The following is an 18,941-nucleotide window of genomic DNA, read 5'->3' as shown; positions in this document are numbered from 1 at the left end:
TTATTCTACCTCCAACCTTATAAAATAAACATATTACTTTTTGAAGTTTACACGAAAGTCTTGACAGACTCTACTAGCTGCATCATTCCCATGGCAAACATGCTTAAAAGCACGCCTATAAAACCTATCATGGAAAACACCTTCTATTCTTCTAGAACTATTACATATCCGCTATTTCCGTCTACTCTGATTCTTTGACCTGTTTTTATCATTTTAGTAGCATCTGAAATTCCAACAACTGCTGGTATTCCGTACTCTCTAGCTACTACAGTTCCATGCGTTAAAAGTCCTCCAACTTCCATAACTAATCCAGCTGCATTTATAAAAAGCGGCGTCCATCCTGGATCCGTAAATGGTGCTACAAGAATCTCTCCCTTGTTCAAGGATGCCTTTGAAGGATCAGTTATTACCTTTGCAACTCCTTCAATAACTCCTGAGGAAACAGGAATACCCGGAAGTGCTCCTTTGGGAAGATTCCCTATCTTATAGCCACCTTTTATTTCTTCTCCTTCACTTGTAATAACACGAGGAGCATTTAACTTTTTATAATGTTCATATTCTTCTTTTCTTTTTTCTACTATTGTTTTAAGACTCTCATTATTTTCAATTGCTCTATATAATTCACTGAATGTTACATAAAAAACATCCTTTTCTTCATTTAAATAACCTTTAACAACCAAGTCTTCTGCTTCTTTTAGCAATTCCTTCTTAAAAATCATACAAAGTCTCATCATCATAAATTTGTGATGTTCTCGTATTGGAAAAGAATTTCTTAAAACAAATATAAGCCTTTTTACAATTTTCGCTTTAATTTTGCCATGCTTTCTTTGTATTTCTTCTACCATATTTTCTGCTGCTATTTTTGCTTTTTTTATAGTATTTTTGTATTCTTCCCTATGAGCGCCTTCCTCTGAAGTTTTAATAGTTGCAAGTATTGATTTTACAAGTGGCTCAGGATTTTCAATCCATCTATCTCTAGCTATATCTATTTCTCCTGAAGCACGCACTCCGTACATATTTATAAAATCATTAAAAAAGCTCTTAAATTCCTCATTACCTTTAATTTCATTTATTCTTGAAACCAAAGTTTCATAATCTTCATTTTCAAATTCATCAATTAAACTTTGAGATTTTCTCAACATATCCGCCAAATCTCCAGTAAGTAATCCCATTTCTGTTGTAATATTTCCTTCTAAACCTTTTGCAATTATATTACTATAATTATTTGTTCCTAAAAGCTTCATTTCCAGCTTTTCAAGAAGCTTAAAGGCAATAATTCCTGGAGCTAAATATGGTACTATTATTTTAGCATCCTCATAAAGACTTGCTTTTTCATGTATTATATTTAACTTTTCAGTACCTTTCTTTGAATTTAAAATAGCCTTCAAGGTATCTTCTTCACGCTGCTTAATATAATTATTCATAAACTCCACCGTTCCAGTTAGGTTAGTGAAAAGAAGGTTTTTCATAACTTTAACTGCTATTGGAGCTATATATTTTAAGAAGGGTTTTAAGTTAGCTTTCTTTCCTTTAAACTTTTCCTTAAATTCTTCTCTCTTTAAAAGCTCTCCTAAAGCCTCTGCCATCAAAGCATCTGCATTTGTTAATAAAGCTAAAAGCTTTTCCTTTATTCTCTCAGAATTCATAAAACCACTTACATCTGCATAAATCCTACCACCCGCTGAAGCTAAAATTTTATATTTTTTTTCTCTTTTAATATTTCTACCAAAAGGCAGCATATCTCTAAATAAATCAAGCCCTAAAGGGGATATTGGATCGGTCATCACTTGAAGATGATTTATAGAAATATATACATGAGTGTTATCATCATTGCTATTAGGGGTTGGAAGTGGAAATAATGATGTAATTGCACGACTCTGCACAATATACAATTCACCATTTTCCAAACACCACTCAATATCCTGTGGGCAGCCATAATGCTTTTCTATTTTCATTCCAAGTTCAGCAAGCCTTTTAATATCAGAATCCGCCATGACTTGCTTAGTAGATTTTTCACCTGTAATATCAACTTTTTTAGTTCCCCCACCTTGAATTGGCATTATAGCGAGTTTCTTTTCTGCTATAGTCTTATCTATTATTCCCTCTTTTTTCTTATTAAATTTATATATATCAGGAGATACAAGACCAGAAACTAAAGCTTCTCCAAGTCCAAAACTTGCATCAATAGAAATAATTCCTCTATGTCCTGATACAGGATCTGCAGTAAACATAATACCAGCTATATCTGGAATAACCATTTTTTGAACTACTACAGACATATGCACTTTTTCATGCTCAATTTTATTTTGCAATCTGTAAAGTATTGCTCTATCAGTAAATAATGAAGCCCAACAGTTTTTTACTGCATTAATTAGCGAATCTTTTCCTTTAATATTAAGATATGTATCTTGCTGACCTGCAAAAGAGGCAAAAGCTAGATCTTCTGCTGTAGCACTTGATCTAACAGCATAATAGTTATCAATCCCAATCTTATCAGCAGCTTTAATGATTTCTTCTTCTACTTTTCTAGGCATTTCTGCTTGTTCTATTTTTTCTCTTAATTTAATCCCTATGGTAGCAATATTTTCAAGATTTGCATCTTTAATTTCTTCTACAATAAAACTATAAAGTTTATTATAATTTATAAATTCCTTATAACTTTCTGTAGTTACACAAAATCCAAAAGGAACTAGAAAACCAGCCTTAGTCATCTCTCCCAGATTTGCACCCTTCCCTCCTACAAGTGATAAATCTTTCTTATCTATTTCATCAAAGTACAATGTATACTTATTTACCATAGTGATCATCTCCCCTAATTTTTTTGAAGCTTTGCTCCATTTAAAAATAATTCTATAATTTGGCTCTTTGATAATTCTAAATCGATATTATCATTTCCATAAATACTTGAAATAAAATAATTCATGTACATGAATTGAAAATTTCTTGCCATTATTATTGAAGAAATGTCATTTCTAAGCTGGTTATTTTCTTGTGCATTTTTTATAACTTCTGAAATCAAATTTTCCAATCCGCTTCTATTAGGATTATCTATGGGATTAGCGTTAAAAAGTGTTTGGAGTCTGTATCTAAAATAAATTGCTGTATATTGAATATTTTCTCTAAATATATGATTTATGAAATCTAATATCTTATTCAATGTTTCTTTTATATCTCTTGTTTCTTTGAATTTTTCACTAACTTCATTAAAATTATTATCATGATTATTTATAAGGGCCTGAAAATAAGCTGATAATATTGACTCTTTATCTTGGAAATAATTATATAACGTCCCCTTAGAAATATCCGATTTCGTTGCTATTTCCTCCATATAGGTTTCTTGAAAACCCTTTTCTTCAAAAAGAGCTAATGCACTATCGATTATTATTTCCTTAGTCAATTCTTTTTTACGTTCTCTTCTATTTACCATCAAAATCTCTCCAATTTTTATACTCCGTATATTTTTGAACTCCGTATAATTTTATACTACATCAAATATTTTTAGAAGTCAATATTCTCTATATTAAGACTTTAAAATAAAAACCACGACCAAAAGATGGTTATTAATAATCCTAAACTTTAAACTGTATTGATGGACGTAATTCTTCACCTTTTCTTATCCCTCATGCTCAATAATTCATTTTTTTACATGACAACTTTGTCATATGACATACTTGTCATGCGAAAAAATTTATGCTATGATGTCCTCAAGAGGAGATGATTTTATGCCTAAAGATACTTTTAAAAATTTGAATGAAGACAAAAAGCAAAGAATTTTTGATGCAGCTGTACAAGAATTTTCTACTTGTTCTTTCAGCGATGCATCTATAAACCAGATTATTAAAACTGCCGGAATACCGCGTGGAAGCTTTTATCAATACTTTAGTGATAAAGAAGACCTCTACTTATATATGATAGAAGAAATTTCAAATCAAAAGAAAAAGCTTATCCCTGAAAGAGTTTTAAACCCAGATGATGATTTTTCTGAAACTTTTATACAAAAAACTAAAGATTCACTTGAATTAGGTAAAGCTAAACCTGAATACACCAAGATAGGTATGCTTATGCAAATGGATAACTCTGAATTTATCGCAAAATTCCATGCTGCTTCCATTGAAAAGTATAGAAAACAACTAAAACATGATAAAGAGCGCGGACTTATAAGGCAAGAAGTTAACACTGATATAGTTTTAGATATGCTTTTCTCATACACCTTAGAGGAATATTTTAAAAGTGGTTTTGATGAACAGGAGTATTTAAAAAAAGTTATCGATGCCATTAATATAATTAAAGAAGGAATCAAAAATAATTAAGGGTTAATAATAAAATTATCTAATTGTTTTATGCATTGAATTAAGGGGGAAAATAACTATGAAGCCATATGTACTTGGTTTTCAAGAGATTGATAAAACAAAACTTGCAATTGTTGGAGGTAAGGGCGCTAACCTTGGTGAATTATCTAGAATTGATGGAATAGTTGTACCAGAAGGTTTTTGTATAACTACTGAAGCTTATAAAAAGATAATTGGAAATAACAACGAATTTAATTCACTATTAATTGAATTATCCCTTTTAAATATAGAAAACATAGAAAAAATCGGTGAAATAAGCGGAAAGATTCGTAAGGTTATTGAGGAGATAGAAATTCCAAAGGACATTGATGATGAAATAACCTTTTATCTTTCAAAGTTTGGTGAAAAATATGCTTATGCTGTACGTTCTAGTGCTACAGCTGAGGATTTACCAACAGCTTCATTTGCAGGACAGCAGGATACTTATTTAAACATTATGAGAAAACCTTCTATTCTTAAGCATATCAGTAAGTGCTGGGCATCACTGTTTACAGATAGAGCTGTAATCTATCGTATGCAAAATAACTTTGATCATGGCAAAGTTATTTTGTCTGTAGTTATTCAAAAAATGGTGTTTCCTCAAGCTGCAGGAATTATGTTTACAGCTGATCCTATTACATCTAATAGAAAGATAGTATCTATTGATGCCAGCTTTGGGCTTGGTGAAGCTTTGGTTTCAGGACTTGTGAATTCTGATATTTATAAAGTGCAGGGAAATAAAATTATTGATAAAAAGATATCTTCTAAAAAACTTGCAATTTATGCATTAAAAGAAGGCGGTACTGAGGAAAGAGAAATTACAGGTGAGCGTCAAAATATGCAGACACTGACAGATGATCAAATTTTGCAGCTTGAGCAGATGGGTAGGAAGATTGAGTCTTATTTGGGTCGTCCACAGGATATTGAGTGGTGCCTTTATGATGATAAATTCTATGTTGTTCAAAGTCGTCCAATTACTACTTTATATCCTACACCACAAGTTAATGATAATAAAAACCATGTTTATTTATCCTTTGCTCATAGACAAATGATGACAGAAGCCATGAGACCATTAGGTTTGAGTTTCTTCCAAATATTCTTTAAACAATTTGGAATACAAACAAATATGCCCGTGATAGGCGGAAGATTGTATATGGATATATCCCATGATCTTGCTTCACCAATAGCAAGAAAGCTTTTTATCAGTGGTTTAGACAAGGTAGATGTTTTGATGAAGAGTGCACTTATAAATCTTCAAAAACGTAAAGAATACCTTAAATCGCTTCCTAAAGGAAAGACATCTTTGAATGTAGAAGGAGGTGTCCTATCTTTTGGAATTCAGATGATAAAAGAATATCTCAGAAATGATTCATCTTTTGTTGAAAAATCTGTAGCTGAAAATCAAGTATTACTTAGAAATAAAGAAAAGATATTTTCTTCTATTTCTGGAGAAGAGCTCTTTAATTTCATTGTAAAGGACATGAAGGATATAAAGGCTGCTATGTTTAAAGTTTATGGATCTTATTTTGCAGGATCTTATGCCTCTAACTGGATAAACAAAAATGTGAAGAAATGGCTTGATGAAAAAAGTGTAGCAGATACCCTCGCTCAATCTGTATCAAACAACGTTACTTCCGAAATGGGATTAGAGCTCCTTGATGTAGCAGATGTAATAAGACAGTATCCAGCTGTAATTAAATATCTTGAGAATGCAAAAAGAGAAACTTTCTTTGAAGATTTAAGTAAAATAGATGGAGGTAATATTGTCAGCGATTCTATACACAGTTATCTTGAAAAATATGGTATGCGCTGCTCTGGAGAAATTGATATTACCCGAACAAGATGGAACGAAGATCCAATGCTTCTTGTTCCAATAATACTAAGCAATATAAAGAATTTTGAACCTAATGCCCACAGTGCTAAATTTGACCAAGGACTTCTTGAATCTAAACAAAAAGAAGCTGAAATATTAAGCCGCTTGAAGCAGCTGCCTGGTGGCGATAGGAAGTTAAAAAAGACAAAGAAAGTCATAAGTGTTTTACGTAATTTTGCTGGCTATAGAGAGTACAATAAATATCTTTTAATATGTTATTTCTGGATCGTAAAACAGGCATTACTCAAAGAAGCCGAAACATTAAAACAAGATGATGTAATCAAAGACATAGATGATATATATTATCTAACCTTTGATGAACTTAAAGAAGCAGTTAAAAGAAAACATGTTGACTACAGCATCATAACTAAGAGAAAAGAAGAATACGAAATTTATAAGAAATTGACACCACCTCGTATAATGACTTCTGATGGAGAAATAATTTCAGGCGAATATGATACAGGTAATATGCCAAAAGGAGCTATAGCTGGAACACCTGTTTCTTCTGGTATTATTGAAGGGCGAGCTAGAGTTATTTTAAATATGAATGAAGCAAAAATAGAAGAAGGCGATATTTTAATTACAAAATTTACTGATCCAAGCTGGACACCAATTTTTGTGCTTGTTAAAGGTTTGGTAACAGAAGTAGGTGGAATGATGACTCATGGTGCTGTTGTTGCAAGAGAATATGGCCTTCCAGCAGTGGCAGGTGTAGATGACGCTACTAAACTTATTAATGATGGTGAAAGAATTAGAATAAATGGAACAGAAGGTTATATAGAAATCTTATAGCCTGAAGGCAAAATTTTCTATTTCAATAAGAATAAAAAATTACAACTATATAAGCGACCCAATCTGGGCCGCTTTCTTAAACTCTAAGACTGGAGGTACATACTCATGAAAAGAGAAATGAAAATTAATAAGCCGCAGTGCTCAAAGGTAGAACATAGCATACTAAGTTGCTACTTTATTATTCAAGATTTTTCACATATTATCTCGTAATTTCCTTTAAATTTATCTCCTTCTATAAAAAGCTCATATATGTCGGTTTTCTCTATTTTTATATCCTTTTCTCCCTTTTTCCCTGGATCAAACTCATAGATTAAGTTTCCTTGGGAATCAACAAATCTTAGCAATAATTTTCCATCTTTAATAGTTGATTTATAATTAAATCGTATAATATCTCCTTGATTAAAAGTAATTGTATAAGGAATTTTTGAAGAATCTGTCCATTCTCCATTTGTACTCATACTCCTAGTTATTGATTTTGTTTTATTATTTTCTTTTATAACTGTGTAACATGATAATAATGTAATTAATCCAAAAAGTATAATACATACAAAAGATTTTTGATAAGAGTTTAATTTCATGATATCCTCCTTTATTAAAATATTGTGATAAAAATACAATCAGTTTTAAAGAATTATGTATTAGTTTCTTAATAAATCATAGATATTCTACGATCATATAAATACTATGCCATCTTTCCTTCTAAAAATCTTATTTTTACCAGCTATATTCTAATAATAAGCATAATTTTTAAAGAATACCTTGCTATATTTCTAAGGATTTTCTAAAGATTATTTAACTTAACCTTATTCTTGCACCACTAAATTAAATATCTCGAAGGTTTAAATTTTCACCAGTGGATACGTTTCAAAGCAAAATAAAGGGGCTGTTGCAAAACTAACATATTTAGTGCGACAGCCCCTTTGTGAATTGCCGCCATGCAGCGGTTATCCTCTTAATGTATTGTCGCGGGTTTCATGATGGCGGCGAAGCACGACCTTTGAAATCCACCATAGAATTTTTTTAATTCTATTTTTTAATATTATACTTTCTCCATCTTATGCATTCATGCATTATATTCCTAGTCTAATCCATTAAATGATGGATAAGCAGATTCCCCATGTTCAGCTACATCAAGTCCATCAGCTTCTTCTGAGCTATCAACTCTAATATCCATAAACATTTTCATAACTTTTATAATTAAGAAAGTCATCCCACCTGCAAATATTATTGTTATTACAATACTCATTATTTGTGCAATGAAAAGTTTAACATCTCCATAGAAAAGACCATTCCATTGTGCTACAGGATTAATTGCAGTTTGTCCAAAAATTCCAGTTGCAATACCACCCCAAATTCCACCGATTCCATGACATCCAAAAGCATCAAGTGCATCATCATATCCAAACTTAGCTTTTACTTTTTCCACAAAGAAGAAACAAATTGGAGATACTGCTATACCAATTATAATTGATGACCAAAGTGGAACAAACCCTGCTCCTGGTGTAATTGCAACTAACCCTAATACTGCTCCTGTTGCTGCTCCAAGTAATGTTGGCTTACCATGTTTTACTTTTTCAATTAACATCCATGAAAGCATAGCTGCAGCTGCTGCAGTATTTGTTGTCATGAATGCATGTACAGCAAGTGGACCAGCTCCGAGCGCACTACCTGCATTAAATCCAAACCACCCAAACCAAAGTAATGCTACTCCAAGAACTACAAATGGAATATTATGTGGTCTATATGCTATAATTCCATGTCCACGTCTCTTACCTAACATAATACAAGCTACAAGGCCTGAAATACCTGAGCTTATATGAACTACATTTCCTCCAGCAAAATCAACGGCACCTAAAGAACTTATTAATCCACCAGCTCCCCATACCATATGTGCCATTGGATAATATACTAAAAGTGACCATATAGCTACAAATATGAACAATGCTGAAAACTTCATTCTTTCTACTAAAGCTCCAGTTATAAGCGCTGGAGTAATTATTGCAAACATCATTTGAAATGCAGCAAAAAGCTCTTGAGGTATTGTAGGTGCATATGCCGAAGGCTCTGCTCCTACCCCATTAAAACCTAAGAAATTAAGTCCACCTATTATCCCATGAAAATCATTACCAAAAGACAATGAATAACCTACTAAAACCCACATTATTGATGCTAATCCACAAACAAAGAATGAAGACATCAATGTATTTAAAACATTTTTCCTACGAACCATTCCACCATAAAAAAATGCAAGTCCTGGTGTCATTAAAAGTACAAGTGCTGAACAAATCAATATAAAACTGCAATCGCCTAAATTAATTTCCATATAAAATCCTCCTTAAGTATGTTAAATCTCACAACAAAATTTCAGCTATTTATGTATAAGTTTTTTTAATTTTTGAATGTGCCTTAGCTTAAAAATAACTGCACATTACCTAAAAATTAATTTTTGAATTCTTTTTCTCAACTAATTATAATGTCCTATTTTTTTGTATAAAAAAACGACATCCGAAAAATATACTTTTTAAAGTATGTTTGTCGAACGTCGTCGTTCTTATTTCATAGTATATTATTCTCACGGAATTTTGTCAATATTATTTACATTTAAAAATACAAATGCTTATTTTATTATCATAATAATGCCTAAATCCTCCAGTAATATATAAAACATGGACTAATTCTAATATAGGGGCAATGGCCATAACGAATGAAACAATTGATGCAGCTGAAAATGAAATTTCTAATGATTTGAATATCTGCATGGTAATTCATGTAGATCCAGTAAAAGAACAACCCCCAAAAATAGGCTCAACAATAGCCCATTTTCACTAATCTTATACTTTGTATATAAAAAATATGACTACAGCTTTAAAAATCTTTATCAAGAACAAAATCGCAGGCGACTGTGGAGCCGGAGATTTTTTTTACGCATCTGCCTTTTCGAACGAATGTGAGAAAAATCTGGCAGGCGAATATATTTTCTCTTTTATTCTCTTTATAAAACATAACATTCTTAATCAGCCTTTTCATAAGTTATCCACAGATTTGAATCGAATATAAATTCCTAGAGAATAAAAAAGAATTTTAACAATGCTCTTGTGCATTACTAAAATTCTTTTTACATAATTATAATTTTTTAACCTTGAATTTATCCTTGTCATTTACTATTTTAATATTTAAATTATTTAATACTTTATCTAAACTTTTTATTCGATTAATATATTTTATATTATCTTTTTTAATTACCTTTTCTATCATTTTAATTATAGATTCTTTTTCTTCAGCTTCTAATTTAATTCTTTTACATATATATTCTCTGTTAATGTGAATTAATGTAGTCCAAATTTGTTCTTCCACTATGTTATTAATATTCATCATAACCCAAGTAAAATCTTTTCTTCTATCTTTTACAGGGTATGCCTCCTTAAAGAATTTTATAAAGGCATCTTCTTCTTTAGGCTCCTTTTCAACTACATATTTGCCAAACTGATTTTTTAATTCATTTTGAAGATACATAATAGTATTAGGTTTAACTTTATCTGACATCTTCTCAATATTATCATAGATAAAATTATAAGTATCTTGAATCTTTTCTGGGTCAGCCTCACCCTTTTTTAGTATCTTAGCAATATCAATATATTCTAAAATGTTCTTCTTACAATTTAATTCTTTGTTATATAACTTTTCCCATATTTCTTCTGCATTTAAATTTTCTAAGCTTAAGTTTTCTTGCATGCTTACACTCCTTGGTATCTTTTAAGATACTATATGTTAAAATAATTGTACTCATAAAAATATTTGTATTAAATTATTATCAAGGTACGCGATAATTTTATCACAATAAAATAAAAGGAGCAATTATAATGAATAATATTTTGAAAATTAACAAGGAACCGTCAAGAAAATAACTAATAATTATACTTGTATATTTTGTATACTTAATTTGTTATTTTATTTCTGGTTCCTTAATTAAAGTTATCTAATAATTATTCAAATAAATTAATAACCTTCTCATCTTTACCGCAACACTTTTTATATTTTTTTTCACTACCACATGGACAAGGATCATTTCTTTTTATATCCTTATTTGCCTTTAAGCTAACTACATTTGATTTAATATCATTAGTGGTTGAACCCTTATATCTCCATAACCTAATTTTCTTAACAAATTTATTCATCATACTCGATGCAACATATCTGGCTTCGTCATTTTCAATATTAATTAATTCTATCATTTTATCTACTGCATCTTTAGGTTCATTTTCTTGAATATCAAAAATTAAATCTTCCATCATAGCTATTAGCATGTCTCTATCTACTCTAAACATATTAGTAAACTCTTTATAAAAAATTTTTCCTGCTTTACTATTATAAACCCAATTTTCTTCTAACATATTTAATAATTCTTCTTTCGAAATCATGGCATAACTCAAATCTTTTTCTGTATCTATATCCTTTAATAGTTCCTCAAATTTATCTATTTCATTATTAACAATAAATATTCCTTCTTCTCTATATTCATTGTAGTAATATGTTGCCTCCCTAATTAACTCTTCAAATTCACAATTTTCTATATTCAAATATCTTTCTATCATTTCTTTAGCATCTTTTAATTTTAAAATACCATATACTTTATTCATTGCCCTAAAGATATTTACAATTTCACTATTAAATTTTATTACACGTCTATATTCAATATTATTTCTTTCTTTTATTAATGCTTGTACTATTTCAGGCATTAAAAATATTGATACCCCATCTTTTGCAATTGGAAAGAGCATTCCTTGCTGTATAAAATATACGCTCTTATCTGCTTCCTCTTCATCAATATCATCAAAAAGTTTTACACCTTTGCTATCCACATAACTTTTTAAAATCTTATATCTTTCTTCGTCAAAAAATAAAGCTCTTTTTTCAACTAAATTCTTATATTCTTTAAGTAATGTTTCAATTAATTTTTCTTTATTTAAACCTGATATCTTATTTACTCCAAGATTTCTTGCTATATTATATATTTCATCTTTAGATAAACAATTTATTAATTCATTTAAATCAAAAGAATAAACTCTTTTACTTAGCTTTTTCTCTATTTTATCAGCAAGTTTATCTAACCCATCTTCTATGCTCCTGCACTCCTCACATAGCCAACCATTATTTTCATCACTAAAATAACTTGCTTGTTCTCCACAGTTTTTGCATATATTATTTTCTTTTTCCTCTTCATTGAACTTTTTCATCTCAATGCATTTACCTGTATCTTCTTTCCCATTTTTCATTTGTTTATTATAATCATCCTTTTTCTTCAAATAATTCGATCTCCTCTGTATATAAAATCAAGCTAATTCCTAAGTACAAATTTGATTTTATATATAAATTAAATTTAAGTCAACAACTCATTAGTACTTTCTATTTTATCTGATAAAATATCAAAGGCTATTTCAAAATTGAAATTAAATTCCTATTTTGAAATAGCCAACTCTTAGTTCTTTATTAATTTTTTAAGAAATTAATCATTCCAATACAGTCTCAAATTTTACACTTGCCATCTGAACAAGTTCCTAAACTATTATTTTCTTGACTTTGTTCTTCCACTGTAAATTTCTCTATTGGTAATGAGAGTTCTTCTTTTCTTACTTTCTCCAATATCTCTAAAAACAACTCAGGTTGTTGCGCACCAGATATTGCATATTTATTATTAAATACAAAGTAAGGAACACTGTTTATTTTAAGCTTTGAGGCGATTTCTTCGTCCCTTCTCACTTCCGCTCCATACTTATCTGATTCCAATACATTTAATGCTTTATGAGTATTAAGACCAACTTCACCAGCTAGGCCAGCCAATACTTTATAATCAGATATATTTAGAGAATCTATAAAGTATGCTTTTAAAATTCTTTCTGCTAATTCATTCATCTTTCCTTCTGTTTTTGCATAGTGTGTTATCCTATGTGCATCAAAAGTATTAGTTGGGATTAAATTATCAAAATTATAGTCAAGACCAATAGCCTTAGCTTGTTCAACAATTTGATTATTTGATACTTTAGCTTGCTCTACTGATATGCCATACTTTTTTGCTATTATTTCATGAATACTTCCATCAAATTTCTTTTTAGCTGCTAAATCAAGCTCAAAACTTCTAAAAACTAATTCAACTTCATTCCTATATTCAAATTTATTTAAAGCAATTTCTAATCTCCTTTTGCCTATATAGCAAAATGGACACATAAAATCAGACCATACTTCTATTTTCATTTCTAACACTTCCTTCCTAATATTTATATTATAAAATTTTAATTAAAAATCAAACCTTCTCTTAATCCTCTCCTGTTAATTCCTACATTAAATAAATTAATAGAATTATTGCTAATATGGCTAAACCACCTTGCTTTATAAAAATACAAAAACTAAAATTTATCTTTTTTATAGCATCACTAAGCATTTATTACAATTTAATTGTAATAAATATAATTGTACTTGTCAATATATTTTTGCTGTAATTAGTACATAACTTCAGTAGCAATTATTCTCTATCTGCAGTCCTTTTACCAATTTCGATATCATGTATACTCTACCGAACATTTAAAAGAAAACTTAATTTTTATAATGTACAATATCTATTGAAGAATAAGAGAAAGAGCCTATAACAGCATTTTCACTTATGCGTGTTATAGGCTCTTCGTCTTTGTATCTGGCTCTTTATCTAAACATCAGGCACAATCAAATAAATAATAAGCCCATTTGCCTTAACTATTTCATTTCATCAATTGCAGTTTTACCAGCAATTCTTCCGAAGGTAAATATATCAGTTAATGCATTACCGCCAAGACGGTTACCTGCATGGATACCTCCAGCAACTTCTCCAGCAGCATAAAGATTTTTAATTGGTTTATCATTTTCATCTAATACATGAGCTTTAGTGTCTATCTTAAGCCCACCCATTGTATGATGAACTGCTGGCTTTCTAGGAGTAGCATAAAACGGTGCTTTCTCTACTTTTAAGCTAAATGTATCCTTATGGAATTCAGGATCAAAACCAGCATCCACATATGAATTATATTTATTAATTGTGTCTACAAGAACTGCAGGATCCATTCCAACTTTTACTGCTAGCTCTTCTAGGGTATCCGCTCTAAATAAAGTACCAGCTTCTACCTGACGGTCTAGCTTTTCTTGACTTGTATTAGCTGCAGTTTTCTTTATTTCATCATCAGCTATAAGGTAGAATAAACCACCCTGTTCAATTGCAGCTTTTGTTAAAACATCTCTTCCAGAGAATTCATTAATAAATCTTTTTCCTTCTTTATTTACCATTACAAAGTTTTCAGGAGGTACTTGAACTCCACTGAATAATTCACCAGTTTCAGGATCAGCTACAGGCATCATTTGAGTAAAGCCCATTCCTGTAAGTGCTGCACCTACAGTTTTACCAAGTAATATTCCATCACCAGTCATAGCATATGAATTAGTAGTTTTTACATCATCAGCTATTTCACTCCAGTAAGTGTTGTATTCTTTTAGCATCTTTGTGTTCGCACCAAAACCACCACTTGCAAGGACTACTGCTTTTGCATGAACAGTTATCTTTTGGCCATTGACACCAGTTGCTATAACTCCTTTTATTTCACCATCTTCTATGATGAATTCTTTTACAGGGCTATCAGTAATGATTTTTCCTGAGTTATCTTGCACATATTTTGTTAGTGCAAGTATAAATGATGAACCATGGCTTTTTGTAGGTTTATGACCACGACGCCAAAGTGCACCAACTGGAGCAAATACTATGCTCTTATCATACTCAACCCCTATATCTTCTAGCCATTTAACACTTTCCAAAGCTCTGTCTGTAAGTATCTTTACTAGATCATATTGGCCGTATATTGTGTTGCCATTAAGGTCAGTTCTTTTACCACCAAAATATGTTTGCATTCTGTGAAGTAATGGCGAATCAAATAGATGTCCCTTTTGTGTGCCAAACTTTTCCTTATAAGCAGAAAACTCTTCTCTAAGTGCACGGAAATCATCTATGTATTCTGGATGAATTAAGCTCTCATCTGTATCTAGTAGCTCTTCAATTGTATGTCTTTCTCCTTTATTTTCTTCAAACTGCATCTGCCACTCTGGATCTGCAGCATTGATAGGACCACCTGAACGTATGGTATTTCCACCTACTGCTGGGTATTTCTCAAGAACAATAGCACTTTTACCGTTTTGTAGCGCTGTTGCAGCTGCACTTAATCCAGCGCCGCCTCCACCTACAACTACTACATCACAAGTATATTCTTCGTCTTCTTTTATAAGACTGCTAGCAGGTTTTGGACGTCTCTTAAGTATGTCAGGGTTAACTCCTGCAAGCTTAACTGCTTTAGCTACACCGTCTAGTACAGCATTACTAGTTTCTGAAGCACCAGAAAGAGCATCAACATTTAATGTCTGTCCTTCAATTATTTTATCTGGTATTCTTACAAAAACTACATCTGCAAGTCCTTCTGTCTCTCCATCTGTATTTATGTCTATGCTTTCTATTCTGTCTTCACTAAAAGATACCTTCATTGGAAGACTTCCGCTGTGACCTATTGCATCTACCTCATATACTCCTGGTTTAAAGGTAAACTCTTCTTCTTCATTAAGCTGATTTGAAATCTTTGCAAAACGCATAAAACGTAGGAAGCATATTTCTAAGAAGTCTATTGTTCTTTCATTGTTTAGATTACCTTCCTCATCAAACGCTTTGTGTGCGCTTCCAAGTAAAAACTCATATCCTGGCATTACATTTGCATCAACACCTGGTGCATCTAGGATTTGACGAAGATGCAATTGTGCACGTGAAGAACCTTGGACATCAAGAGAAGCACCAAGGATCATTACTGGTTTACCAGCAAGTGGATGAAGATCAAAGCTTAGCCATTCAATTAAGCTTTTAAGACTAGATGGAATTGAGTGATTATACTCAGGAGTAGCTATAATAACACCATCACTTGCTGTAATCTTATTATTAAACATCTGTATAACTTCACTTGAAGACTGATTATCAGATTGATTAAACATAGGAACATCAGTAATCTCAAGTATTTCTATTTCTGCCTTTGACTCAAAATATTTTTTCATAAACTGAAGGAGTTTACGATTATATGATCTTTTTGCACTAGTTCCAACAATTGCTATAAATTTCATTGATATTAATCCTCCTACTCTTCCCAAGTGAATTTTTTAACTTTTTTATGTAAAACTTTTTCTGCTAAAAGTTTTGATGTAATATCTGTAAATAGAAGAAACTCTCTGAAAATTTCATCAAGCTCTGATAACTTATCTGAATAGATAAGATTTCCTGCGCTATCAAATGCCCCCTGTGATTTTCCTAAAAGGAATTCACTACTTGGCATGATTCTTGCAGCAAGCTCAGGTGAATCAAGTATTTGTCTAAGATGCGCCTGTGCACGAGAAGAACCAAGTGTACCAAGAGAAGCCCCCACTATTAAAACAGGCTTGTCAGTAAGCGCCTGACTAGTATAACTAATCCATTCAAGAGCACTCTTTAAAACTGCAGGTATGGCATGATCATACTCTGGAGTTGCTATTATTACACCATTTGCTTTTAAAATTTTATCCGATAATTCTGCTACCTTTTCAGGAACATCAGAATCCTCTGGTTCATTAAAGGCAGGTAAATCCTTAATTTCATATAGTTCTATCTCTGCCTCACTCGAAAAATGCTTTTGCATAAATTGAAGCAGCATACGATTAGTTGACACGTCTGAGTTAGTGCCTACAATTGCTAAATACTTCATAGTAATCCCCTTTCTGTATTTCAAAATTTCAAAATTTCATAACTTCATAACTTCATAACTTCATAAGTTTAATAATTGTTTGATATAATTTTAACATGTTACATATATTATATCTAATAGTTATTTATTGAAGTTTGATAACATATTTGTTATAATCAAGCACAAGAATATATGAGTTAAGGCACTATTACATAAATAACAAGTCCACTTGCAAGGCTATTGGGGACTCGTTATTTATTTTCATATGCCTAAATATTTCGCAAAAGGATGAATTAAATGTCAAAATACTATTCTCAGGATATTTTATATTATATTGATGCCATTTTAAAGTACAGTAATTATGGCAAGGCTGCCAAATCACTTTATATTTCTCAACCTCACTTGACACAGAGTATTAAAAGGATAGAAAGTCAGTTAAACTGTGAGCTTATAAGTCGTAACAAGCTTCCATATCGATTAACCGAACAGGGGAAGATATATTATCAGTATTTAACTTCAATAGAAAATAATTATGCGAGGCTCATTAGGGAAATATCAGCTGTGTCAGATATAGATAGCAAGGTTATAAAGATAGGAGTGCTTCCTAGCCTTGGAACCTACCTTTTACCTCTTTTTTTACCAAAGTTTTTGGATATACATCCAAACTGTAGAATAGAGCTTTCAGAGGTTTTACCAGAAAAAAATGAGAAACTCATTCTGAATGGTGAATTGGATTTTTGGCTTGGACAAAATTCAAGAAATATTTCTCCGAACTTAAACTCTATTACTTGGGGCAGACACGGATACCGTGCTATTATTCCTCGCTGCTGTGATCTATATCAGAAAGATGTCGCCATTATTCCAGAAGGAACTATCGACATAACCAAGATATTGTCTCAAAAGCTGATACTAACTTCCAAGGGTTCTGCTATAAGAAAGCAGATAGATCAGTTATTAAGCGTTTATAAGGTAGAACCCAAAATCATAATTGAAAGCACCGAAATAAATACTGCACGTAACCTTGCAGCTAGTAATTTAGGACTGACTTTTATACCAGAAAGCGTCTATATAAAGGAGTGTCCATCTGAATACAACATATATCAAATTCCAATTGATGAGCTGAGTTTAGATTATTTTATAGCATATCATAGTGAAAAAAAACTAACTGATATTGATAAAGACCTTATAGATGCATTTCTAATTCATGGACAAAATAATTACATTGTAGGAGAGCAAAATGAATGAGTATACGAAGATAATATATCTTATGGGAACAAAAATCTCTCTATATATAAAGGGAGAAGCTGCTGAAAAGCTTGCAGAAAAGGCTTGTGATATGCTGATTAATTATGAAGAAGTCTTTAGTGCTAACAGTGATAACTCACAGCTCGCGATGCTAAAAAAAACAGCTCCACTAGCTCCGCAAGAAGTGAATGCAGAGCTTTATGAGCTGATAAAGATAGGAAAAAAACATAGCCTATGTGAGAATACATATTTAAATATTGCAATAGGACCATTAATAAAATTATGGAGAATAGGTTTTAAGGAGGCACATGTACCAGAGAAAGAAGCTATCGCAAAGGTACTGGAACTTTTAAAGCCTGAAAATATACAGCTAGATGATGAAAAAAAGACCGTGTACTTCTTAAAAAAAGGCATTGAAATAGACCTTGGAGCCATAGCTAAAGGCTATTTTGCTGATAAAGTTATGGAATTCTTTAAGGAAAATGGCGCTGTTTCAGCTATGGTAGATATGGGCGGTAATGTTCTCGTCTTTGGAGAATCACCATCTGAAGGCGGTGACTGGAAGGTTGGAATACAAAATCCGTTTCTACCAAGAGGAAATGCAGTGGCACTTGTCAGAATAAAAGATCAATCCGTTGTAACCTCAGGAATATATGAAAGAGTGTTTGAAAAGGATGGACTTAAATACCACCATATATTTGACAGCAAAACAGGCTACCCAATAGAAAGTAATATAGCTTCTTTAACTATTATTGCCGATAAATCCATAGACTGCGATATATATACTACAAAATTGTTTGGATTAGATGCATCTTCAATTATTCATAGAGTTAATAGAATTAAGGGTATGGGTGCTGTTGTAATAACTGTGGATGGAAAACTAGCCTATACAGATAATCTTAAAGGAAAAATATCTCCATTAACAATGTAAGGTACAGTCAA

Annotated in this window: 14 protein-coding genes; 5 read left to right on the top strand and 9 right to left on the bottom strand. The window is 31.5% G+C overall.

Annotated elements, in window-relative coordinates; translation table 11 throughout:
• Positions 1 to 143: 143 nt before the first annotated feature.
• Together L3B96_RS25255 and L3B96_RS25250 are read right to left on the bottom strand one after the other, a co-directional pair.
• Entirely contained in the window at positions 144 to 2,798 is a 2,655-nt protein-coding gene (locus L3B96_RS25255) for a phosphoenolpyruvate synthase (protein ID WP_238948922.1), read from the bottom strand.
• A gap of 14 nt (positions 2,799 to 2,812) precedes the next feature.
• Positions 2,813 to 3,427 (bottom strand): TetR/AcrR family transcriptional regulator, encoded by a 615-nt coding sequence (locus L3B96_RS25250; RefSeq protein WP_238948921.1) that lies wholly within the window; start codon positions 3,425 to 3,427, stop codon positions 2,813 to 2,815.
• Between the two features lie 295 nt (positions 3,428 to 3,722).
• Here L3B96_RS25250 and L3B96_RS25245 point away from each other — a divergent pair, with 295 nt between their 5' ends.
• Together L3B96_RS25245 and ppsA are read left to right on the top strand one after the other, a co-directional pair.
• Positions 3,723 to 4,310 (top strand): TetR/AcrR family transcriptional regulator, encoded by a 588-nt coding sequence (locus L3B96_RS25245; RefSeq protein WP_238948920.1) that lies wholly within the window; start codon positions 3,723 to 3,725, stop codon positions 4,308 to 4,310.
• 58 nt (positions 4,311 to 4,368) lie between these two features.
• Positions 4,369 to 6,993, top strand: a complete 2,625-nt coding sequence (gene ppsA, locus L3B96_RS25240; protein ID WP_238948919.1) for a phosphoenolpyruvate synthase — start codon at positions 4,369 to 4,371, stop codon at positions 6,991 to 6,993.
• 182 nt (positions 6,994 to 7,175) lie between these two features.
• Here the strand turns inward: ppsA and L3B96_RS25235 are convergent, their stop codons facing one another.
• Positions 7,176 to 7,571, bottom strand: a complete 396-nt coding sequence (locus L3B96_RS25235; protein WP_077829865.1) for a hypothetical protein — start codon at positions 7,569 to 7,571, stop codon at positions 7,176 to 7,178.
• Positions 7,572 to 8,071: 500 nt separating this feature from the next.
• On the bottom strand, positions 8,072 to 9,316 hold the full coding sequence (locus L3B96_RS25230) for an ammonium transporter (protein ID WP_236898636.1): 1,245 nt from the start codon (positions 9,314 to 9,316) through the stop codon (positions 8,072 to 8,074).
• A gap of 368 nt (positions 9,317 to 9,684) precedes the next feature.
• Here L3B96_RS25230 and L3B96_RS25225 point away from each other — a divergent pair, with 368 nt between their 5' ends.
• The gene (locus tag L3B96_RS25225; RefSeq protein ID WP_238948918.1) at positions 9,685 to 9,822 is read left to right on the top strand and encodes a hypothetical protein; all 138 of its coding nucleotides are present in this window, start codon (positions 9,685 to 9,687) and stop codon (positions 9,820 to 9,822) included.
• Positions 9,823 to 10,116: 294 nt separating this feature from the next.
• On the opposite strand, the gene L3B96_RS25220 is transcribed toward L3B96_RS25225, so the two are convergent.
• The 5 genes from L3B96_RS25220 to L3B96_RS25200 form a co-directional block, all read right to left on the bottom strand.
• Positions 10,117 to 10,725, bottom strand: a complete 609-nt coding sequence (locus L3B96_RS25220; protein ID WP_077830676.1) for a hypothetical protein — start codon at positions 10,723 to 10,725, stop codon at positions 10,117 to 10,119.
• A 251-nt stretch (positions 10,726 to 10,976) separates the two neighbouring features.
• Complete coding sequence (locus L3B96_RS25215; protein ID WP_238948917.1) at positions 10,977 to 12,296, bottom strand: SEC-C metal-binding domain-containing protein; 1,320 nt, start codon at positions 12,294 to 12,296, stop codon at positions 10,977 to 10,979.
• Between the two features lie 220 nt (positions 12,297 to 12,516).
• Positions 12,517 to 13,242: a DsbA family oxidoreductase gene (locus L3B96_RS25210; RefSeq protein ID WP_238948916.1), complete on the bottom strand. Its 726-nt coding sequence runs from the start codon at positions 13,240 to 13,242 to the stop codon at positions 12,517 to 12,519.
• A 495-nt stretch (positions 13,243 to 13,737) separates the two neighbouring features.
• The gene (locus tag L3B96_RS25205; protein WP_023975709.1) at positions 13,738 to 16,161 is read right to left on the bottom strand and encodes a flavocytochrome c; all 2,424 of its coding nucleotides are present in this window, start codon (positions 16,159 to 16,161) and stop codon (positions 13,738 to 13,740) included.
• A gap of 14 nt (positions 16,162 to 16,175) precedes the next feature.
• Positions 16,176 to 16,775, bottom strand: coding sequence for an NADPH-dependent FMN reductase (locus tag L3B96_RS25200; RefSeq protein WP_236898642.1), 600 nt, complete (start codon positions 16,773 to 16,775; stop codon positions 16,176 to 16,178).
• A 276-nt stretch (positions 16,776 to 17,051) separates the two neighbouring features.
• On the opposite strand from L3B96_RS25200, the gene L3B96_RS25195 reads away from it, so the two are divergent.
• Together L3B96_RS25195 and L3B96_RS25190 are read left to right on the top strand one after the other, a co-directional pair.
• Entirely contained in the window at positions 17,052 to 17,999 is a 948-nt protein-coding gene (locus L3B96_RS25195) for a LysR family transcriptional regulator (protein ID WP_238948915.1), read from the top strand.
• A complete protein-coding gene (locus L3B96_RS25190) occupies positions 17,992 to 18,930 on the top strand; it encodes an FAD:protein FMN transferase (RefSeq protein WP_238948914.1) in 939 nt (312 codons plus the stop codon). The genes L3B96_RS25195 and L3B96_RS25190 overlap by 8 nt, the downstream gene beginning before the upstream one ends.
• The last annotated feature ends 11 nt before the right edge of the window (positions 18,931 to 18,941 follow it).

This window comes from Clostridium sp. YIM B02569, assembly GCF_022320765.1.
In the GTDB taxonomy this organism is placed as follows: Bacteria; Bacillota; Clostridia; order Clostridiales; family Clostridiaceae; genus Clostridium; species Clostridium beijerinckii.
Note: the sequence above shows the minus strand (reverse complement) of the source record. Positions and strands in the feature narration are given on the sequence as shown.